Below are 16,766 nucleotides of genomic sequence, written 5' to 3' on the forward strand. Positions count from 1 at the left end.
GTCTGACCTACTTGAGCAGGGCGTCGCGCTTGCCGGCAACCGCCTTGAGCAGACTGTCGTGCGCGTCAGCGAACAGCTTCAGGCCCTCGACGACGAGACGATCGGTGATCGCATCCAGCGGCAGCTTGAGCTGATCGACCGCCGCGAAGACCGCCTGCGCGGCATCGAGACCTTCCAGCAACCGCGCCTGCGCCACGCCGTGATCGCGGAAGGCATCGAGCGTCGCCGGTGGCACGGTGTTGACCGTCTGCGGACCGAGCAGCGCCTCGACGTAGATCACATCGCGATACGCCGGATTCTTGGTGCCGGTGCTGGCCCACAGCAGACGCTGCGGCTGCGCGCCCTTGGCAGCGAGCGCCTGCCAGCGCGGCTGCGCGATGAAGCGCTGGTAATCGGCATACGCCAGCTTGGCATTGGCGATCGCCACCTGCCCGAGCAGGCCGCTCAGCGTGACGTGCTGCGCGTCGCTGGCCGCGGCCATGCGCTGGTTGATCTCGGCGTCCATCGCGGTGTCGATGCGGCTGACGAAGAAGCTGGCGACGCTGGAGACGCGGGCCGGATCGCCCCCCTTGGCGACCCACTGTTCGAGACCTTCGAGATACGCCTGCGCCACCGCCGCGTAAGCGCTGCGCGCAAACAGCAGCGTGACGTTGACGTTGATGCCGTCGGCCGTCAGCTGGCGCAAGGCAGCGGCGCCGGCCGGCGTGCCGGGCACCTTGATCATCAGGTTCGGCTTGGCGACCGCCTTCCAGAGGCGGCGCGCGGCGGCGACGGTGGCCGCTTCGTCGAGCGCGAGTTGCGGCGACACTTCCAGGCTGACGTAGCCATCCTGCGCCTTGCTCTCGACGTACTTGCCATGCAGCGCATCGGCGGCGGCGCTGATATCGGCGATCGCCAGCGCCTCGAACAGACGCTCCGGATCGTGCTCGCCGGCACTGACCAGCGGCGCGAGCGCCGCGTCGTAATCGCTCGTCGCGGCAATCGCCTTTTCAAAGATCGCCGGGTTCGAAGTGACGCCGTTGACGCCGTCCTCGCGGATCAGGCGATCGAGGCGGCCGCTGGCCAGCAGTTCACGGCTGATGAAGTCGAACCAGAGGGACTGGCCGAGCTGATGGCATTGCTGAAGTGGGTTCACGGGACTGCCGAGCGTGGAGATCAGAGGCACGTATTGTCCACGCTGGCGCGGAAATTGAAACAGCGGTAAGTGAATTGACTCCGGAGTTTCAGCCGCGGCTCAGCTGCAGCCCCTAAGCTGCGGTGCTATAAAACCTGCTCCAAGTTCCCCCAAGAAGGACACCCCGATGACAAATTCCCGCAGTTCCCTGCTGGCCGCCGTGGCCGCGCTGAGCCTGCTTGGCCTGGCCGCCTGCTCCAAGGTCAACCCGGACAACTACGCCAAGGTCAGCGCCGGCATGACGCGTGATGAAATCCATGCCCTGCTTGGCGCCCCCGATGACGCCTCCGGCGGCAGCTTGGGAGACCTCAGCCTGACGACGGAGACCTGGAAAGGCTCCAAGCACATCATCACCGTCACTTTCGCCGGCGAAAAGGCCACGATCAAGACGATCGAACCGGTCGAATAAGCTTCTGCGGATACGCAAAACAGCCGGCACTGCCGGCTGTTTTGTTATGGGCCTGCCCCGTACCGCGAGCGCAGTGGATAATGGGCACCTGCCCCTGTTCCGACTGCCATGTCCAAAATCGTCGATGCCGTCACTGCCGTCCTGATCTGCGACGGCGAACTGCTGATCACGCGACGTCAGCCCTTCATGCGCTCGTTCCCCGGCTACGACAGCTTTCCGGGCGGCAAGGTCGATGCGGAAGATGCCGAGGGCGTCGAGCTGCCCGCTGCCTGGGCAGCGATCGAGCCGCGCCTCGCGCGTGCGCTGCTGCGCGAGATTCGCGAAGAAGTGACGCTCGATCTGGTCGCCGAGTCGCAGCTCGTGCGTAGCGTGCGGCCGATCGGCATTGCGCTGACGCCGCCGCCGGCGCCGGTGCGCTTCAATACGCGCTTCTTCATCATCGAGCTGAGCGAGCGCCCGCCGGTGACGCCGGACCCCAACGAGGTCGACACGGTAGCCTGGGCCAGCGCCGCCGAATGGGTGGCGCGCTACGAGCGCGGGCTGATGCTGACCGCGCCGCCGACGATCGCCGTGCTGCGCGAACTCGCGCGCAATCCGCAGACGACCGATGTCCCCGAGCTGCACTTCGAAGCGCGCACGCAGTACGAACTGCCGGTCATCGAATCGACTCATGGCGTACGGCAGATCCTGGTGCGTTCGCACACGCTGCCGCCGGCAGAACACACCAATTGCTATCTCCTCGGCGACGCGCAGTCGCATCGCGTGCTCGTCGACCCGTCGCCGGCTTCCGACGAAGAGCTGCAGAAGTTGATCAGTGTCGTCGAGCGCTTCGGCATCCACGAGATCTTCCTGACGCATCACCATCCGGATCATCACGAGCGCTCCAACGCCCTCGCCCGTCATCTCAACGTGACGATGGGCATGTCGGAAGACACGCATCACCGCATCTGCCTGAAGAAGGGCAACGATTATTTCGACGGCATCTCGGTGCATCACTACCGGGAAGGCGATGTCATCTGCCGCTGGCTCGGCCAGCCGCTGAAGGTGCTGGAGATTCCGGGCCACGACCAGGGTCAGCTCGCACTGATGCCGGAAGACCGCAGCTGGTGTCTGGTCGGCGATCTGATCCAGGGCCTCGGCACGGTCGTCATCGCCAAGCCGGAAGGTCACATGGGGCGCTACTTCGCGTCGCTGCAGAAGATCATCGCGCTAGCTCCGCGCGCGATCTATCCGTCGCACGGCATGGGGCTCGGCAGCTGCTATCGCCTCAGCGAAACCTTGCTGCACCGCCAGCAGCGCGAACAGCAGGTGCTCGCGATGCATCAGGCGGGCATGGACATGCCGCAGATGCTGGGCAAAATCTACGCCGACGTCGATCCGCGGCTGTTGCCGCTGGCGCAGATGAATATCGAAAGCCACATGGACAAGCTGCGCGAAGAAGGGCTCATCGCTGCTTGAGTTGCCTTCACCAGCCGCAGCCCGGGTTGCACCCGGGCTCGGTTTATTTCACCAGCAGCATGCGCAGCTCGACCTTGCCGTTCTTGAGCTGCTCGATCTTCACCGGCACGTAGTCCAGCGACGGCGCGAGCCAGTAGTGCGACGGCCGCTTGGCGCTGTCGGTGCGATCGACGCGGATCGTGTCGATCTTGCCGGTCGACGTGTCGATGGCTTCCTTGCCGACGACCGCAAAGCGATACGCCTTGATGCGATCGTCGTCGACCATCGTGAACTCGGCTTCGGCCGGTGCGTTGCCGGCCTGTTGTTGAATGACCCACAGGCGCACGGCCTCGCGGATCAGGAAGCGATCGTAGGCCGGCTGCGGAATTTCGCGATCGGTCACGACACCGCCCTTGAGCGTGCGCACCTGCTTCGCAGCCCAGTCGAAGTCCATTCGGAAGCCTTCCTTGCTGCGCTTCTCGATGCTGTACTCGAACTGCTGCGGCAGCAGCTGGCCGTCGCTGATGCAGAAGCGGCTCTGCTCACGTGGCGAGCCGTAGGTCCAGCGAACCAGGGCGATAGGATCGGTGGTCGACGTGAACAGATAGCAGCCGTCGGGTTCGCGCGCGAGGCTGATCGTACCGACGCCAAGGCCGATGCCGTTCCATTCGATCTCGTACTTGTTGCTGCGCTCGGCGAGCTGCGTCACGCCGTCTGCAGCCTGAGTCGCGGTCGCCGTCAGCAACAACGCCGCCCCAATGATGCCTGCGAGTTTCATAGAAAGGCCGGATCCATGGCAGAGAAGCCCAGCGGAGTCGTCAGCGGCTGTCCGCGAAACAACACTACGCCATCGCGCAGCAGCACATCGCCACGCGCCAGCCACGCCAGCGCCTGGGGAAAGATCTTCAGTTCGACGTCTTGCATGACACGATCCGCGAGGGAGTCCGCCGTATCCTCCGCCCGCACGTTTAACTGGCCCTGAATGATGCCGGGCCCACCGTCGAGTTCGGCGGTGACGAAGTGCACGGTGGCGCCATGCTCGCGATCGCCGGCTTCGAGCGCACGCTGATGCGTGTGCAGGCCCGGATGCCGCGGCAGCAGCGACGGATGGATGTTGATCATGCGACCGAGCCATTGCACGACGAAGCCCGGCGTCAGGATGCGCATGAAGCCGGCCAGCACGACGATGTCCGGCGCATCCTGCTGCAGTTGCGCGGAGAGTGCGGCGTCATACAGCGGCCGCTCGGCGAACTGTTTCGATTCGATGACGGCGATGGGCAAGCGCTGTGCCTGCGCGAACGCGAGACCGCCGGCGTCGGCGCGGCTGCTGAGCACACGCACGATCTTTCCGTCGATGCGGCCATCGGCGCAGGCCGCGGCGATCGCTTCGAGATTGCGACCGCGGCCGGAAATCAGGACCGCGATGCGGGCTGTCATCTGCGCGCGTGCCGGCCGGATCAGGCGTAACGGACGCCGGACTTGCCCTTCACCATCTCGCCGAGCATCCAGGGCTTGCCGCCGGCGCGCTTGAGCGTCGCCATCGCGGCATCGGCCTGCAGACGCGGCACGACGATGACAAAACCGACACCGCAGTTGAACACGCGGCGCATCTCCTCGGTCTCGACATTACCCTGCTTCTGCAGCCAGTCGAAGATTTCCGGCTGCTGCCAGCTCTGGCTGTCGACCACCGCGGAAACGCCCTTCGGGAAGCAGCGCGGCAGGTTGCCCGGCAGACCGCCGCCGGTGATGTGCGCCATGCCGCCGACCGCGACGCCGGACTCGAGCAGCTTGAGCACCGGCTTGACGTAGATCGTCGTCGGCGCCATCAGCGCGTCGGCCAGCGTGCCCTTGCCGAAGGCGGCGTCGAGCTTGCTGCGCTTGGCTGCGAGGATGCGACGCACCAGCGAAAAGCCATTGGCATGCGCGCCGCTGGACGGCAGCGCGATCAGCACATCGCCGGCGCGGATCTTCTTGCCGTCGATCAGCTTGTTGCGCTCGGCCACCGCGACGCAGAAGCCGGCGAGATCGAAGTCGCCCGGCGGATACATGCCCGGCATCTCGGCGGTTTCGCCGCCGACCAGCGCGCAGCCGGCCAGCTTGCAACCCTTGGCGATGCCCTTGATGACCTGCCCGGCCACCTTCTTGTCGAGCTTGCCGGTCGCGTAGTAGTCGAGGAAGAACAGCGGCTCGGCGCCGGACACCAGCACGTCGTTGACGCACATGCCGACCAGGTCCTGCCCCAGGCCTTCGATCTGGCCGGTCTTGATGCCGAGCATGAGCTTGGTGCCGACCCCGTCGGTGCCGCTGACCAGCACCGGGTTCTTGTACTTCTTGGGAATGCCGACCAGCGCGCCGAAGCCGCCGACGCCCGCCAGCACTTCCGGCCGCTGCGTCGATTTGACGATCTTCTTGATGTCGTCGACCAGGGCATCGCCCTCGTCGATATCCACCCCAGCGTCGCGGTAGGTCAGGCCGGCCTTCTTGCTCATGCGTTGTTGCCTTTGGATGTGGAGACGGCGCTTGCAGCCGTTCCGGGTATGCGGGCAGCCTTTTCGCCGTTGCGGGCAGGCCTTGCTGTTATTTTAGCTGCCCGCACCGGATAATTTCGCTCATGCGAACAACTAAAGTTGCCCTTGGCCCCGTCCTGGGTCCGATTCTGGCCCTGCTCCTTGCGCTGTTCGGCAACAGCCCGGCGCTGGCGCAACTCGCGGGAACCGCGCAGGCCTACGAGGCGCGCATCCCGGTCGCCGACGAGTCGGACGCCGCGCGCGGCCCTGCGCTGCGCCAGGCCCTGAGCGAGGTCGTTGCGCGGGTCAGCGGCGGCAGCGCACCGATGCAGGCCTCCAGCCTGCTCGATCAGGCCAGCGCGCTGGTGCAGCGCTTCGGCTACCAGAAGGAAGTCGACAACACGCTGGTGCTGGTTGCCGCGTTCGACGGCACGGCGGTGGAGCGCCGGCTCAAGGCGCTCGGCCTGCCGGTCTGGGGCGTCTATGCGGCGAACGTCGAAGAAGTCCAGATGCAGGTCAGCGGCATCCGCTCGGGCGCCGACTATCTGCAGTTGATGACCACCGTGCAGAGCCTGCCCAATGTTCGCGGCGTCGACGCGATCCGCGCCAGCGGCGATCTGGTCGAACTGCGTGTCCGCTCCGAAGGCGGCGCCGGCCGGCTCAGCGGCGCGCTGATGAGCAATGGCCGCCTAGTCCGCGACAACGCCGCGGGCGCCGAACTCGCGTACCGCCTGGTCGGCGGCGCCCAGTGAGCTCGCAAGTGCGCCAGCAGTGGGCCTGGTACGTCGCCGGCATCGGCTTGCTGGCGCTGCTGTGGCTGTTCGCGCCGATCCTGACGCCGTTCGTCATCGGCGCCGGCCTCGCCTATCTCGGCGATCCGCTGGTCGATCGCCTGCAGCGCATGGGTCTGTCGCGCAGCGTCGGCGTCGTCGTCGTCTTCGTCGTCCTGACGCTGATTGGCCTGATTGGCACCGTGCTCGTCGTACCGCTGCTCTACCAGCAGACGGTCGCGCTGATCGGCAAGATTCCCGACCTGCTCAACTGGGTGCAGAACAGCGCGCTGCCGCGGCTGGGCATCGCGCTGCCGGCCGACGTGCATCTCGATCCGCAGGGCCTCAAGCAGATCGTCAGCGAGAACTGGCAAACCTCCGGCGATCTGATTCGCGCGCTGTGGCGCAATCTGTCGAAGTCCGGCGCGCTGTTCGCGACCGTGGTGGCGAATCTGCTGCTGATTCCGGTCGTCAGTTTCTATCTGCTGCGCGACTGGGACAACCTGGTCGCCTGGATCGCGAAGATGATCCCGCCGCGCCATCTGCCGCTGGTGCAGACGCTGGCACACGAAACAGACCTGGTGATGGGCTCCTTCATCCGCGGCCAGCTGTCGGTGATGCTCGCACTGACCGCGCTGTACAGCATCGGCCTGGCGATTGCCGGTCTCAAGCTGGCGCTGGTCATCGGCTTCGTCGCCGGCATGCTGAGCTTCGTGCCGTATCTCGGTTTCGCGGTCGGTTTCATCGCGGCGGCACTGGCGATGTTCGCGCAGGAGCAGGCATTGCTGCCGCTGGTCTGGGTCGCGCTGGTATTCGGCATCGGCCAGGTGCTCGAGAGCATGTGGCTGACGCCGACGCTGGTCGGCGACAAGATCGGCCTGCATCCGGTCGCGGTGATTTTTGCGCTGATGGCCGGCGGTCAGCTGTTCGGCTTCGTCGGTATCCTGATTGCGCTGCCCGGCTCAGCGGCGATTGCGGTGCTGCTGCGGCATTTCAAGAATGAATGGCTGAAGAGCCCGCTGTACACCGCAGGCGCCCCGCTACCGGCGGCAGCACCCGAAGCGGTGCCTGCACCACCGCCAACCGACCCGGGCCCGCCGGCGGCATGAAGGGAGCGCAGTTGCCGCTCGCCGTGCAGTTGCGCGACACGGCGAGCTTCGCGAGCTATTTCGCCGGCAGCAATGCCGAGGCCGTCGCCGCGCTGCGCCAACTGAATCAACCGCTGCTGTTGTGCGGCCCGTTCGGCAGCGGCCGCACGCATCTGCTGCAGGCGGCCTGCCGTGAATTCGGTGGTGCCTATCTGCCGCTGGCGGACCTGCGTGAGCACGGTCCGCAGCTGCTCGAGGGCTACAGCGAAATGGATGCGCTGTGGATCGACGATGTCGACAGCGTCTGCGCCGAAGCAGACTGGTGCGTCGCGCTGCTGCGCCTGCTCGATCAGCTGCGCGGACAGAATCGACGCATCGCGCTCACCGCCTGCACGACCCCCGAGCATCTGCAGGTCGCGCGCCCGGATCTGCGTACGCGCCTGAGCCAGTGCCTGGTACTCGGCCTGAAATCTCTGGACGACGAGCAGCGCGCGGAGTTCCTGCGCCTGCGCGCCAGTCAGCGTGGCCTGACGATCCCCGACGATGTCGTGCGCTGGTTGCTCAACACCCAGGCGCGCGACACAGGCAGCCTGCTGGAGATTCTCGACACGCTCGATCGCGCTTCACTGACCGCTAAGCGGCGTCTGACCCTGCCGCTGGCGCAGGCCGCTCTCGATTCAGCAGGCGAACGTACAAAGCCAGCGCCGTGAACTCCAGCGCCGCAAGCGCTGCCACCGAGAACGCCGTCGCGCTTGTTGCCGGCGCATACCAGCCTTCGGCCAGCCACAGCGCGCAGTAGATCGACAGCAGCATGCAGGTCCACTGATAGGTGTAGCGCCGACGGCGCAGCAGGCCCGGCAGCGAGGGCAGCAGCAACAGCGCCGCGGCGCCGCTCAGCACGCTGCCCTTCATCGCCAGCGCGCCCAGCGCGGCGATCATCAGCAGATGCGCAGCCACCGCGACCGGCCAGGCGTAATCGCTGAGCAGTCGTTGCCTGTTCATCGAAGTATTCATGCGCGCAGCTTGAGGGCGATCTCGGCGACCCGCTGGCCGAGCGCTTCGCACAAGCTTGCTTCCTCGCGACTCAGTACCGTCGCCTGCGCACCGGTGCCGGCGAGATGGCTCGCGCCGTAGGGCGTGCCGCCGCTGCGCGTCGACGACAGTTCCGGCAGCGTGTAAGGCAGGCCGACCATCAGCATGCCGTGATGCATCAGCGGCAGCATCATCGACAGCAGCGTCGACTCCTGACCGCCATGCATCGAGCTGGTCGACGTAAACACACCCGCCGGCTTGTCCTTCAGCGCGCCCGACATCCACAGCGCCGACGTGCCGTCGAGAAAATATTTCATCGGTGCGGCCATGTTGCCGAAGCGGGTCGGACTGCCCATGACGAGGCCCGCGCATTCGCGCAGATCGTCGGCCGTCGCGAACGGCGGGCCGTCGGCCGGAATGTCGGGACCGCGCTCGCCGGCATCGGCACTGACGGCGGGCACCGTGCGCAGACGCGCACTCGCACCCCGCACCGACTCGATGCCGTGCGCCACGCGACGCGCCATCTGCGCGACCGAGCCGTGGCGGGAGTAATAGAGAACCAGGATATCCGTCACGATCAACCTCGATACCAGCGCTTGTTCAGCGCATTGATGACCAGACCGGGATATTCGATCCGTCCCAGGCTGCCGTTGTAGCGCCCCAGCGCGTTGACGAGATTGCCCTGCTCCTTGTCCAGATAGAACTTGAGGATCGTGCAGCCCATCCGCAGATTGGTGCTGATGTCGAACAGATTGTCGTCGGGGCGGCCGATTTCCTTGAGCCAGAACGGCATCACCTGCATCAGTCCCTGCGCACCGGCGGACGACAGCGCGTAGTGATCGAAACGGCTTTCGACTTCGATCAGCGCCAGCACCAGCTCCGGAGATAGCTTCGCGCGACGCGCCTCGCTGTGCACCTTGCGCAGCAGTTCGAGGCGCCGCTGATCATCGCGCACATAGCGCTGCAGACGTCCGGACATGTCGACCAGCCAGACCTCGGCGTCGAAGCGATGCTCGAAGCTGTCGGTCGCGCCGACGGCGCGCACCAGCAGCTGACGCAGCTCCGGATCCGGCGTTGCATTCGGCTGTGGCCCGGCAGCGCTGGCCGCTGCCGAGCACAGCATCAGCAAGGCCAGCGCTACCGTGCGCAGATCAGCGCCCCAGCTGCTTCAGCACGTCGGCGGTCGACGCCGGGATCATCTCGGCCTTCTCGGCGCGGCGATGCTTGTACTCGAACTGCTGCTGGGCGAGGCCCTTGTCGCCGATGACGATGCGGTGCGGAATGCCGATCAGATCGGCATCGGCAAACATCGCACCCGGGCGGTTGCCGCGATCGTCGAGCAGGACGTCGACACCGGCCGCCTGCAGCTCGGCATACAGCGTTTCGACCGCAACCTTCACCATGTCGGACTTGTCGGCACCGATCGGGCACAGGATGACGCTGAACGGGGCGATCGCCTCCGGCCAGATCATGCCGGCCGCGTCGTACGACTGCTCGATCGCCGCCGCTGCCATGCGCGACACGCCGATGCCGTAGCAACCCATTTCCGGCGTCACCGGCTGCTGCTTCTCGTCGAGCACGGTCAGGCCCATCGCCTTCGAGTACTTGGTGCCGAGCTGGAAGATGTGGCCGCCTTCGATGCCGCGGTAGAGCTTGATCGTGCCGACGCCATCCGGCGATGCATCGCCTTCGGCAATCATGCGCAGATCGGCCGTCTCCGGCTCGGCGGCATCGCGGCCCCAGTTGACGCCCTTCAGGTGGTGGTCGTTGAGGTTCGCGCCGCAGACGAAATCGGCGATCTCGGCCGCTGCGTGATCGGCGATCAGGGTCACCGGGCAGTTGACCGGGCCGAGGTAGCCGACTTCGCAGCCGAACGCCTTCTCGACATCCTCCGGCGCCGCCAGCTGCAGCGGGCTCGCAATCTTCGGATGCTTGCTTGCCTTGACCTCGTTGAGCTGGTGATCGCCGCGCAGCGCGATCGCGACGAGACCGCCTTCGCGACCCTTGACGACGAGCAGCTTGACCTTGCCGGTCAGCGCCACGTTGAGGAACTTGCTGACCTGCTCGCAGGTTTTCTGTCCCGGCGTGGAGACTTTCTCCAGCGCGGCGCCCGCCGCCGGACGCGGCTGCGAAGGCTTGCACTCGGCAGCCTCGACGTTCGCCGCATAGGTGCCGCCTTCGGCGACCGCCAGCAGGTCTTCACCCGAACCGGCGAGGATGTGGAACTCCTCGGACAGTGCGCCGCCGATGTTGCCGCTGTCGGCCTTCACCGGGCGGAACTCGACACCGACGCGGGTGAAGATGCGCGTGTAAGCCTCGCGCATGTTGTAGTACTCGCGCGACAGATCCTCGGCGCTCATGTGGAACGAGTACGCGTCCTTCATCAGGAACTCGCGGCCGCGCATCAGGCCGAAGCGCGGACGGCGCTCGTCACGGAACTTGGTCTGGATCTGGTAGAAGTTGACCGGCAGCTGGCGATAGCTGCGGTAGTCCTGGCGGAAGTGGTAGCAGATCACTTCCTCGTGTGTCGGGCCGTAGCAGTAGTCGTTCTTGTGACGGTCCTTGACGCGCAGCATCTCGTCGCCCATCACCTGCCAGCGGCCGGACTCCTGCCACAGCTCGGCCGGCTGGATGCTTGGCATCAGCACTTCCATCGCGCCGGCGCGGTTCATTTCCTCGCGCACGATGCCTTCGATCTTCTGCAACACGCGCAGGCCGATCGGCAGCCAGCTGTACAGACCCGCGCCGAGCTTGCGGATGAAGCCGGCGCGCAGCATCAGCTGATGCGAAACGACTTCCGCATCAGACGGGGTTTCCTTGGTGGTGTGCAGCGGGAATCGGGAGAGACGCATCGGACAGGGCTGGGCCGTTGGGGGAACGGCGCGGATTGTAGCCCGCCAGACCGCGCTACGGCAGCGACCAGGTCTCGGGCCGGTGCAGATAGAAACCCTGGGCGTAGTCGACACCCAGTTCGCCCAGACGCTGCAGCGACGGGCCGTCCTCGACGCACTCCGCGACGGTCGTCAGACCGCGCAGACGGGCAACCTTGACCATGCTCTCGATCGTCGCCGCGTCAACCGCATCATGCGCGACGTTGCGAACGAAGCTGCCGTCGATCTTCAGCGTGTCGACGTTGAGCGTCTTCAGATAGCTGAACGACGACATGCCGGCGCCGAAGTCGTCGAGCGCGACGCGGCAACCCATCGTCTTGAGCGCCTTGACCATCGCGCTGGCCTGTGTGGTGTTGGCGATCGCCGCAGTCTCGGTGATTTCCAGGCACAGGTGACGCGCGTGGACTTCGAAGCGTTCGAGCATGCGCTCGATGTAGGCGACCATGCTCAGATCGCCAAGGCTGTGCGCCGACAGGTTGACCGAAGTCACCGGGCGTTGCTCGACCGGCAGACGCGACAGCTCGCGCAAGACGCGGACGATGATGCGGCGATCCAGCTGCGGCATCAGGCCGTAGCGCTCGGCCGCGGCGACGAACTCCACCGGCGTGGTCCAGCCGGCGGCGGCCGGCAGGCGCAGCAGCACTTCGTAATGCGGGGCGCTGAAACCGGAAATCACCGGGTCGATGCGCTGGCGATACAGCGCGAACGTGCTGTTCTCCAGCGCCGCCAGCACCCGGCCGCCCCACGACTGCTCGCCGCGCATGCGCGAGACTTCGTGATCGGAACTGCGGTACTGCTCGATGCGGTTGCGGCCGCGTTCGCGTGCCGCACGGCAGGCGACTTCAGCCGCCGACATCAGTTCATTGAAATCGAAATACGCGCTTTCGTTGAAAGCCAGGCCGACGCTGATCGTCACGCCGTAGTGATTGCCGCGCCATTCGAAGCCCTGCGCCGCCACCTGCAGGCGCATGCGCTCGGCCAGACGCCAGGCCTCGACCGGATCGGGATGGGTGACCTGGACCAGAAAATCGCCGCTGCCGAGCCAGGTCGCTTCGCCGCTGCCGCGCATCTGGGCGAGGAACAAGGTACCGAGCTGGCCGAGCAGTTCGTTGGCCGCCTGACGCCCGTAAGCATCGTTGATGAGCAGAAACTGATCGACTTCGATCCGCAGCAGCGCACCGGCGGCATGCGCGTTGAGCGCGCCGCGCAAGCGCTTCTCCATGACCTGACGGACCGTGAGGCCGGTCGTCGGGTCACGCGCAATCAAAACTTCAGGGCGCTGGTGATCGGCCATCCAGAGCAGCGCGTCGCGGCCGTCGTACTGGATGGCGTGCGTGTAACCGCTGTCGCTGGTGGCTTCGGAAAACACCTTGGCCAGCGCCTGGAGATTCAGTTCCTTGAGCTGGGCTTCGCCCAACTGCGCGCGTTCGACCAGCGCCTGGTTGACCAGGTGCACGGTGTCCCCGCTGGCGTCGAGCACGGCGATCGGCTGCGGCATCTGCTTGAGCAGGGCGCTGGCCGACATCGCGTCAAAGCGCGGGTCGGAATGGGGGTCCATATTCATGCAGAAATCCAGACTGCGGCGCGGGCTGCGGACTGGGGGGTCACCGACGACGGGCGCGCGTGCTTCGCGTGCGCCACTACTGTACTGAGCTGTATGATTGGGTTCATCGGTGGGCGCGACTCTGCACGGAAAGTTACCGTCAAGTCAATCGACTCGCACGCGGAGTGCCAACCCCCCGGCCTCCCAGCGATCGACCAGCGCCGAACAACCGTCATGCACTCTGCGCGATCATAGGCCGCAGAACCGATTACAGAATCATCCGGGGGGATCGCTTGCACACCGCCACACCGTCTTTTCCAGTTCGGGAAACTGCCCAGAAGGCTGTCCATTGGCTCTCCGTCGCCGCTGCCGCCGCATTCCTTGCGGCCTGTGGTTCATCTACTGAACCACAAGCTGGAGGCCCGGGTCCGGACAGCCAGACAGTCGAGCTGAATGTGTTGACCGACGGCAGCGGCAGCGGGCGCATCCACTCGACCCCGGCCGGACTGGACTGCCGGTCGCCCTGCACTGCCCGCTTCCCGCGCGGCAGTCAGGTCGCGCTGAGCGCGGAAGCGGCCGCCGGCAGCGATTTTGCCGGCTGGGCCGGCGACTGCAGCGGCAGCCAGACCTGCTTTGTGACGCTCGACCAGGCCCGCAGCGTGACGGCCCGCTTCGAGACGCGCGGCGGCGGCGACCGCGCCGGCCTCTGGGTCAAGGGCGACATGCACGTCCACGACGATCACTCCTCGGACGGCAGCCTGCTGCGTCAGCTGGGCGACGACCGCGGCCCCGGCAATGTCTCGATGACCGACCAGATGGGCTGGGCGCGCCTGATGGGCCTGGACTTCCTGCCCCTGACCGATCACCGCACCTACGACCAGCACTATGACCCGACCTGGACTTCGGCCGAGCTGCTGCTGATTCCGGGAGAGGAAGCCAACGGCTCGCCGCATGCGACCGTGCACGGCGCGATCGACACCGTGGTCCAGGGCGCCGACACCGAAGACGAGCTGCGCCGCCTGCAGCAGTCCATCTGGGACGCCCACACCCAAGGCGCGATCTGGGTCACCGCCCATCCCGACGACGGCGAAACCGGCGAAGACGGGCTGCCGAACCGCCGCGGCGATGCGATCGGCATCGATCTGGTCGAAGGCTGGAACCGCGCCAGCGATGTCGAAGGCGAGATCGACTACATCGAGAATCGCTGGAACGCCGGCTACCGCTTCGGCATCGCCGGCGCCAGCGACAACCATTTCCGCGAACTGTGGGTGCTGGCCGGTCCCGGCATGCCGACCACCGAAGTGTTCACCCGCTCGCTGACCGAGCGCGCACTGCTGCAGGCGATCGCCGCCGGCAACACCACGGTCCACGCCGGTCCGGGCGCGCCGATCGTGCGCCTGGAAGCCGATTTCGACGGCGACGGCCTCTTCGAGGCGATGGCTGGCGACGAGGTGATCGTCCCCGCCGGCACGCGCGGCGTGCTGCGCGTCAGCGCCAGCAGCGCGATGGGCAACCGCATCCTCATCTATCAGTCGCCGGGTCGCAGCGCGGAGCCGCTGGCCACGTTCAGCCCGAGCCTGCTGGAACTCGACGCTCAATACACGCAGGAAATCACGGCCACCGAAGGCCCGGTCTGGTATCGCGCCGAGGTTCGCGGTCTTGGCCTGCCGGCCAATCTCGACACCAGCAGCCTGCCGCTGTCGCTGATCCCCAATCCGGTCGAGCTGCCGGACCAGCTGCGCGCACTGACGACGGCGATTTTCGTCTCGCCGGCGCCGGCCGCCGCTCAGCCCAGCGCGGCCATTCCGGCCGACAGCGGCAGCGACGACGGCGCGCAGGCCGTGCTCGGCAGCGCCGGCGAATTCAGCGGCTTTCCGCATCTCGCGGTCAGCGGCAATGTGTCCCATCTCGTCGCCGAACAGCACGTGCCGGGCGGCAGCGTCGTCAGCTATCGCCAGCGCCGCGCCAATGGCAGCTGGTCGAGCGCCAGCGTGCTGAGCAGCGCCCAGAACGCCCGCTTCCCGCGCATCGCCGCGCTCGGCCAGCGCGTCGTCGCGGTCTGGCAGGCCGAAGGGGTCGAGCAGCGCCCGCGGCGCCCCAGCATCGTCCTGCGCGAATCGCTCGATGGCGGCCTGAGCTGGCAAGCCGAGAAGATCCTGCGCGCGCCCGAAGGCCGCGCCGAGCATCCGGATCTCAATCTCAGCGCGGCGCAGGGTCTCGTCGTGGTCTGGCAGGAAATCGGTGAAGGCAGGCCTTTCGACATCTGGCTGCAACGGATCGACAGCGGCGATGACGCGGAGAATCTGTCGAACGCCGGCAAGACGATCATGGCGGCCAACCTGCTCGACACCCGCAGCGCACGCTACCCGGCTTCCGTCTGGCCGCGCCTCGTCAGTGCCGCCGATGGCCGGCTCGCCGTCGGCTGGCAGGACAACCGCAACGACGTCGATCCGCTGTGGACCGGCGTCATCTTCAGCGGTGAAGGCACCGACCCGGACGACTGGCAGATTGCCGTTCGCACGCTGGCTGCGGATGGCGGCGAGTGGAGCGAGCTTCAGCTGGTCGGCAATGCCGACGCCGCCGATCGTCATCCGGCGATCGCCTACGACCGCAACGGCGATCTGCTGCTCGGCTGGGACAGCAAGCCGCTGCAGTCCTCCGGTGCGAATCTGAGCGTGCTGTCTGCGCGCTCCACCGACGGCGTGAGCTTCAGCGCGCCGCTGGCGATTGCGGCGAGTGACATCGGCCATGCGCAGTACCCGCAGTTCGGCGTCGATGCCGATGGCCGCGTTCGCGCGGTCTGGTACGACTCGCGCGCCGAAGACTGGCGCTGGCGCGTCATGACCGCCGTGCTGGGCGATGCCGGCTGGACAGATGCGGCATTGATCCCGTCGCGCGGCAACAACAGCTGGCCGACGACGGCCGGCGGCCAGATTGCGTTTGCCAGCACGCGCAACGCGCAGCGTTTGCAGCGCGACCGGACGCAGGAAATCCTTGTGCTGAAAGCTGACTAGACAACCGTAGGCCGGATGAAATCCGGGGCGGCACTGCCTGAGCATGCAGTGCCGCCCCGGCTTGCAGCCGGGCTACAAACTAGCGCCCCTTGAACTGCGCTTCGCGCCGTTCGACAAACGACTGCACGCCTTCGCGCACGTCATCGCTGCCCATCAGCGGCGCGAGATCCGGCATCAGACGCGACACGGCATGCGCCATGCCCTGCTCGATCAGCAGGCGCGAAGACTTGAGGCTGCCGTAGACGCCGAGCGGCGCCTGGCGCGCGACCTTCTCGGCCATCGCCAGGCCGCGCTCAAACAGCTCGCCGTCCGGCACGATGTCCTGCACGAAGCCCATGCGCTGCGCTTCGGCGGCATTGAACTCGTCGCCGGTCAGCAGATAGCGCTGGGCATTGGCCCAGCCGAACTCCTGCACCATGCGCAGCGTCGCACCGCCGCAGGCGTAGATGCCGCGCTTGACCTCGATCTGACCGAAGCGCACCGTCTCCGAGCACAGGCGGATGTCGCTGGCCAGTGCCAGCTCGATGCCGATCGTGTAGCAGATGCCCTGCATCGCGAACACCAGCGGCTTGGACACGCGCTTGCTCGGAATGAGGCCGAGCGGATCGCGCTGATCGTCGGTCAACGGCGGCCAGGCGCCGGAACCGAAAGTCTCCGTCCACTTCGGCAGGTCGAGACCGGCGGTGAAGTGCTTGCCCTTGGCATAGACGTAACCGCAACGCAGTTCCGGATCGCGGTCGAGCTGTCCGTAAGCCGTGGCCAGTTGATTGAACATCTCCAGATCGAAGCCGTTGTACTTGTCGGGGCGATTGAAGCCGATCAGCAGCACATGGCCGCGCGTTTCAACGGAAATCTTGGTCTCGCTCATTGCCTCACCTTTTGCTCTGAAAGGAAATCGACT

Annotated in this window: 16 protein-coding genes; 6 read left to right on the forward strand and 10 right to left on the reverse strand. The window is 66.4% G+C overall.

What is annotated here, in order from left to right; translation table 11 throughout:
* Nucleotides 1-7 precede the first annotated feature (7 nt).
* On the reverse strand, nucleotides 8-1,165 hold the full coding sequence (tal, locus tag AC3WUF_RS14425) for a transaldolase (protein WP_492426745.1): 1,158 nt from the start codon (nucleotides 1,163-1,165) through the stop codon (nucleotides 8-10).
* A 136-nt stretch (nucleotides 1,166-1,301) separates the two neighbouring features.
* On the opposite strand from tal, the gene AC3WUF_RS14430 reads away from it, so the two are divergent.
* Both AC3WUF_RS14430 and AC3WUF_RS14435 read left to right on the forward strand, forming a co-directional pair.
* Entirely contained in the window at nucleotides 1,302-1,583 is a 282-nt protein-coding gene (locus AC3WUF_RS14430) for a hypothetical protein (RefSeq protein ID WP_492426747.1), read from the forward strand.
* A 108-nt stretch (nucleotides 1,584-1,691) separates the two neighbouring features.
* Nucleotides 1,692-3,041 (forward strand): MBL fold metallo-hydrolase, encoded by a 1,350-nt coding sequence (locus tag AC3WUF_RS14435; RefSeq protein ID WP_492426749.1) that lies wholly within the window; start codon nucleotides 1,692-1,694, stop codon nucleotides 3,039-3,041.
* Between the two features lie 43 nt (nucleotides 3,042-3,084).
* Here the strand turns inward: AC3WUF_RS14435 and AC3WUF_RS14440 are convergent, their stop codons facing one another.
* The 3 genes from AC3WUF_RS14440 to purM are packed head-to-tail and all read right to left on the reverse strand — an operon-like array spanning nucleotide 3,085 to nucleotide 5,509.
* Complete coding sequence (locus tag AC3WUF_RS14440; RefSeq protein ID WP_492426751.1) at nucleotides 3,085-3,798, reverse strand: DUF3108 domain-containing protein; 714 nt, start codon at nucleotides 3,796-3,798, stop codon at nucleotides 3,085-3,087.
* On the reverse strand, nucleotides 3,795-4,457 hold the full coding sequence (gene purN / locus AC3WUF_RS14445; RefSeq protein ID WP_492426753.1) for a phosphoribosylglycinamide formyltransferase: 663 nt from the start codon (nucleotides 4,455-4,457) through the stop codon (nucleotides 3,795-3,797). The genes AC3WUF_RS14440 and purN overlap by 4 nt, the downstream gene beginning before the upstream one ends.
* Before the next feature lie 20 nt (nucleotides 4,458-4,477).
* Nucleotides 4,478-5,509, reverse strand: a complete 1,032-nt coding sequence (gene purM / locus AC3WUF_RS14450; protein ID WP_492426755.1) for a phosphoribosylformylglycinamidine cyclo-ligase — start codon at nucleotides 5,507-5,509, stop codon at nucleotides 4,478-4,480.
* Between the two features lie 122 nt (nucleotides 5,510-5,631).
* Between purM and AC3WUF_RS14455 the strand changes: the two genes are divergently transcribed.
* The 3 genes from AC3WUF_RS14455 to hda are packed head-to-tail and all read left to right on the forward strand — an operon-like array spanning nucleotide 5,632 to nucleotide 8,095.
* Nucleotides 5,632-6,279: a DUF8605 domain-containing protein gene (locus AC3WUF_RS14455; RefSeq protein ID WP_492426757.1), complete on the forward strand. Its 648-nt coding sequence runs from the start codon at nucleotides 5,632-5,634 to the stop codon at nucleotides 6,277-6,279.
* Nucleotides 6,276-7,406, forward strand: a complete 1,131-nt coding sequence (locus tag AC3WUF_RS14460) for an AI-2E family transporter (RefSeq protein ID WP_492426759.1) — start codon at nucleotides 6,276-6,278, stop codon at nucleotides 7,404-7,406. The genes AC3WUF_RS14455 and AC3WUF_RS14460 overlap by 4 nt, the downstream gene beginning before the upstream one ends.
* Nucleotides 7,403-8,095 (forward strand): DnaA regulatory inactivator Hda, encoded by a 693-nt coding sequence (gene hda, locus AC3WUF_RS14465; RefSeq protein ID WP_492426761.1) that lies wholly within the window; start codon nucleotides 7,403-7,405, stop codon nucleotides 8,093-8,095. The genes AC3WUF_RS14460 and hda overlap by 4 nt, the downstream gene beginning before the upstream one ends.
* Here hda and AC3WUF_RS14470 read toward each other — a convergent pair.
* The 5 genes from AC3WUF_RS14470 to AC3WUF_RS14490 are packed head-to-tail and all read right to left on the reverse strand — an operon-like array spanning nucleotide 8,019 to nucleotide 12,872.
* Nucleotides 8,019-8,387, reverse strand: coding sequence for a DUF2069 domain-containing protein (locus AC3WUF_RS14470; RefSeq protein ID WP_492426763.1), 369 nt, complete (start codon nucleotides 8,385-8,387; stop codon nucleotides 8,019-8,021). The genes hda and AC3WUF_RS14470 overlap by 77 nt on opposite strands.
* A gap of 8 nt (nucleotides 8,388-8,395) precedes the next feature.
* Entirely contained in the window at nucleotides 8,396-8,992 is a 597-nt protein-coding gene (gene wrbA, locus AC3WUF_RS14475; RefSeq protein ID WP_492426765.1) for an NAD(P)H:quinone oxidoreductase, read from the reverse strand.
* Nucleotides 8,993-8,994: 2 nt separating this feature from the next.
* Nucleotides 8,995-9,540, reverse strand: coding sequence for a lytic transglycosylase domain-containing protein (locus AC3WUF_RS14480; protein ID WP_492426767.1), 546 nt, complete (start codon nucleotides 9,538-9,540; stop codon nucleotides 8,995-8,997).
* 28 nt (nucleotides 9,541-9,568) lie between these two features.
* Nucleotides 9,569-11,269, reverse strand: coding sequence for a proline--tRNA ligase (locus tag AC3WUF_RS14485; protein WP_492426769.1), 1,701 nt, complete (start codon nucleotides 11,267-11,269; stop codon nucleotides 9,569-9,571).
* A gap of 55 nt (nucleotides 11,270-11,324) precedes the next feature.
* Nucleotides 11,325-12,872 (reverse strand): EAL domain-containing protein, encoded by a 1,548-nt coding sequence (locus AC3WUF_RS14490; protein ID WP_492426771.1) that lies wholly within the window; start codon nucleotides 12,870-12,872, stop codon nucleotides 11,325-11,327.
* A gap of 437 nt (nucleotides 12,873-13,309) precedes the next feature.
* Between AC3WUF_RS14490 and AC3WUF_RS14495 the strand changes: the two genes are divergently transcribed.
* Entirely contained in the window at nucleotides 13,310-15,865 is a 2,556-nt protein-coding gene (locus AC3WUF_RS14495; protein WP_492426773.1) for a CehA/McbA family metallohydrolase, read from the forward strand.
* A gap of 79 nt (nucleotides 15,866-15,944) precedes the next feature.
* On the opposite strand, the gene AC3WUF_RS14500 is transcribed toward AC3WUF_RS14495, so the two are convergent.
* Entirely contained in the window at nucleotides 15,945-16,733 is a 789-nt protein-coding gene (locus tag AC3WUF_RS14500) for a crotonase/enoyl-CoA hydratase family protein (RefSeq protein WP_492426775.1), read from the reverse strand.
* Nucleotides 16,734-16,766: the final 33 nt, after the last annotated feature.

This window comes from Fontimonas sp. FW305-C-3 (assembly GCF_058783185.1).

What these genes read in the sequence shown, in the direction of transcription:
- hda (WP_492426761.1), top strand. Translation starts at nt 7,403, where the DNA reads ATGAAGGGAGCGCAGTTGCCGCTCGCCGTGCAGTTGCGCGACACGGCG.
- AC3WUF_RS14485 (WP_492426769.1), bottom strand. Translation starts at nt 11,269, where the DNA reads ATGCGTCTCTCCCGATTCCCGCTGCACACCACCAAGGAAACCCCGTCT.
- AC3WUF_RS14455 (WP_492426757.1), top strand. Translation starts at nt 5,632, where the DNA reads ATGCGAACAACTAAAGTTGCCCTTGGCCCCGTCCTGGGTCCGATTCTG.
- purM (WP_492426755.1), bottom strand. Translation starts at nt 5,509, where the DNA reads ATGAGCAAGAAGGCCGGCCTGACCTACCGCGACGCTGGGGTGGATATC.
- AC3WUF_RS14490 (WP_492426771.1), bottom strand. Translation starts at nt 12,872, where the DNA reads ATGAATATGGACCCCCATTCCGACCCGCGCTTTGACGCGATGTCGGCC.
- AC3WUF_RS14430 (WP_492426747.1), top strand. Translation starts at nt 1,302, where the DNA reads ATGACAAATTCCCGCAGTTCCCTGCTGGCCGCCGTGGCCGCGCTGAGC.
- AC3WUF_RS14470 (WP_492426763.1), bottom strand. Translation starts at nt 8,387, where the DNA reads ATGAACAGGCAACGACTGCTCAGCGATTACGCCTGGCCGGTCGCGGTG.
- AC3WUF_RS14500 (WP_492426775.1), bottom strand. Translation starts at nt 16,733, where the DNA reads ATGAGCGAGACCAAGATTTCCGTTGAAACGCGCGGCCATGTGCTGCTG.
- purN (WP_492426753.1), bottom strand. Translation starts at nt 4,457, where the DNA reads ATGACAGCCCGCATCGCGGTCCTGATTTCCGGCCGCGGTCGCAATCTC.
- AC3WUF_RS14480 (WP_492426767.1), bottom strand. Translation starts at nt 9,540, where the DNA reads ATGCTGTGCTCGGCAGCGGCCAGCGCTGCCGGGCCACAGCCGAATGCA.
- AC3WUF_RS14440 (WP_492426751.1), bottom strand. Translation starts at nt 3,798, where the DNA reads ATGAAACTCGCAGGCATCATTGGGGCGGCGTTGTTGCTGACGGCGACC.
- AC3WUF_RS14435 (WP_492426749.1), top strand. Translation starts at nt 1,692, where the DNA reads ATGTCCAAAATCGTCGATGCCGTCACTGCCGTCCTGATCTGCGACGGC.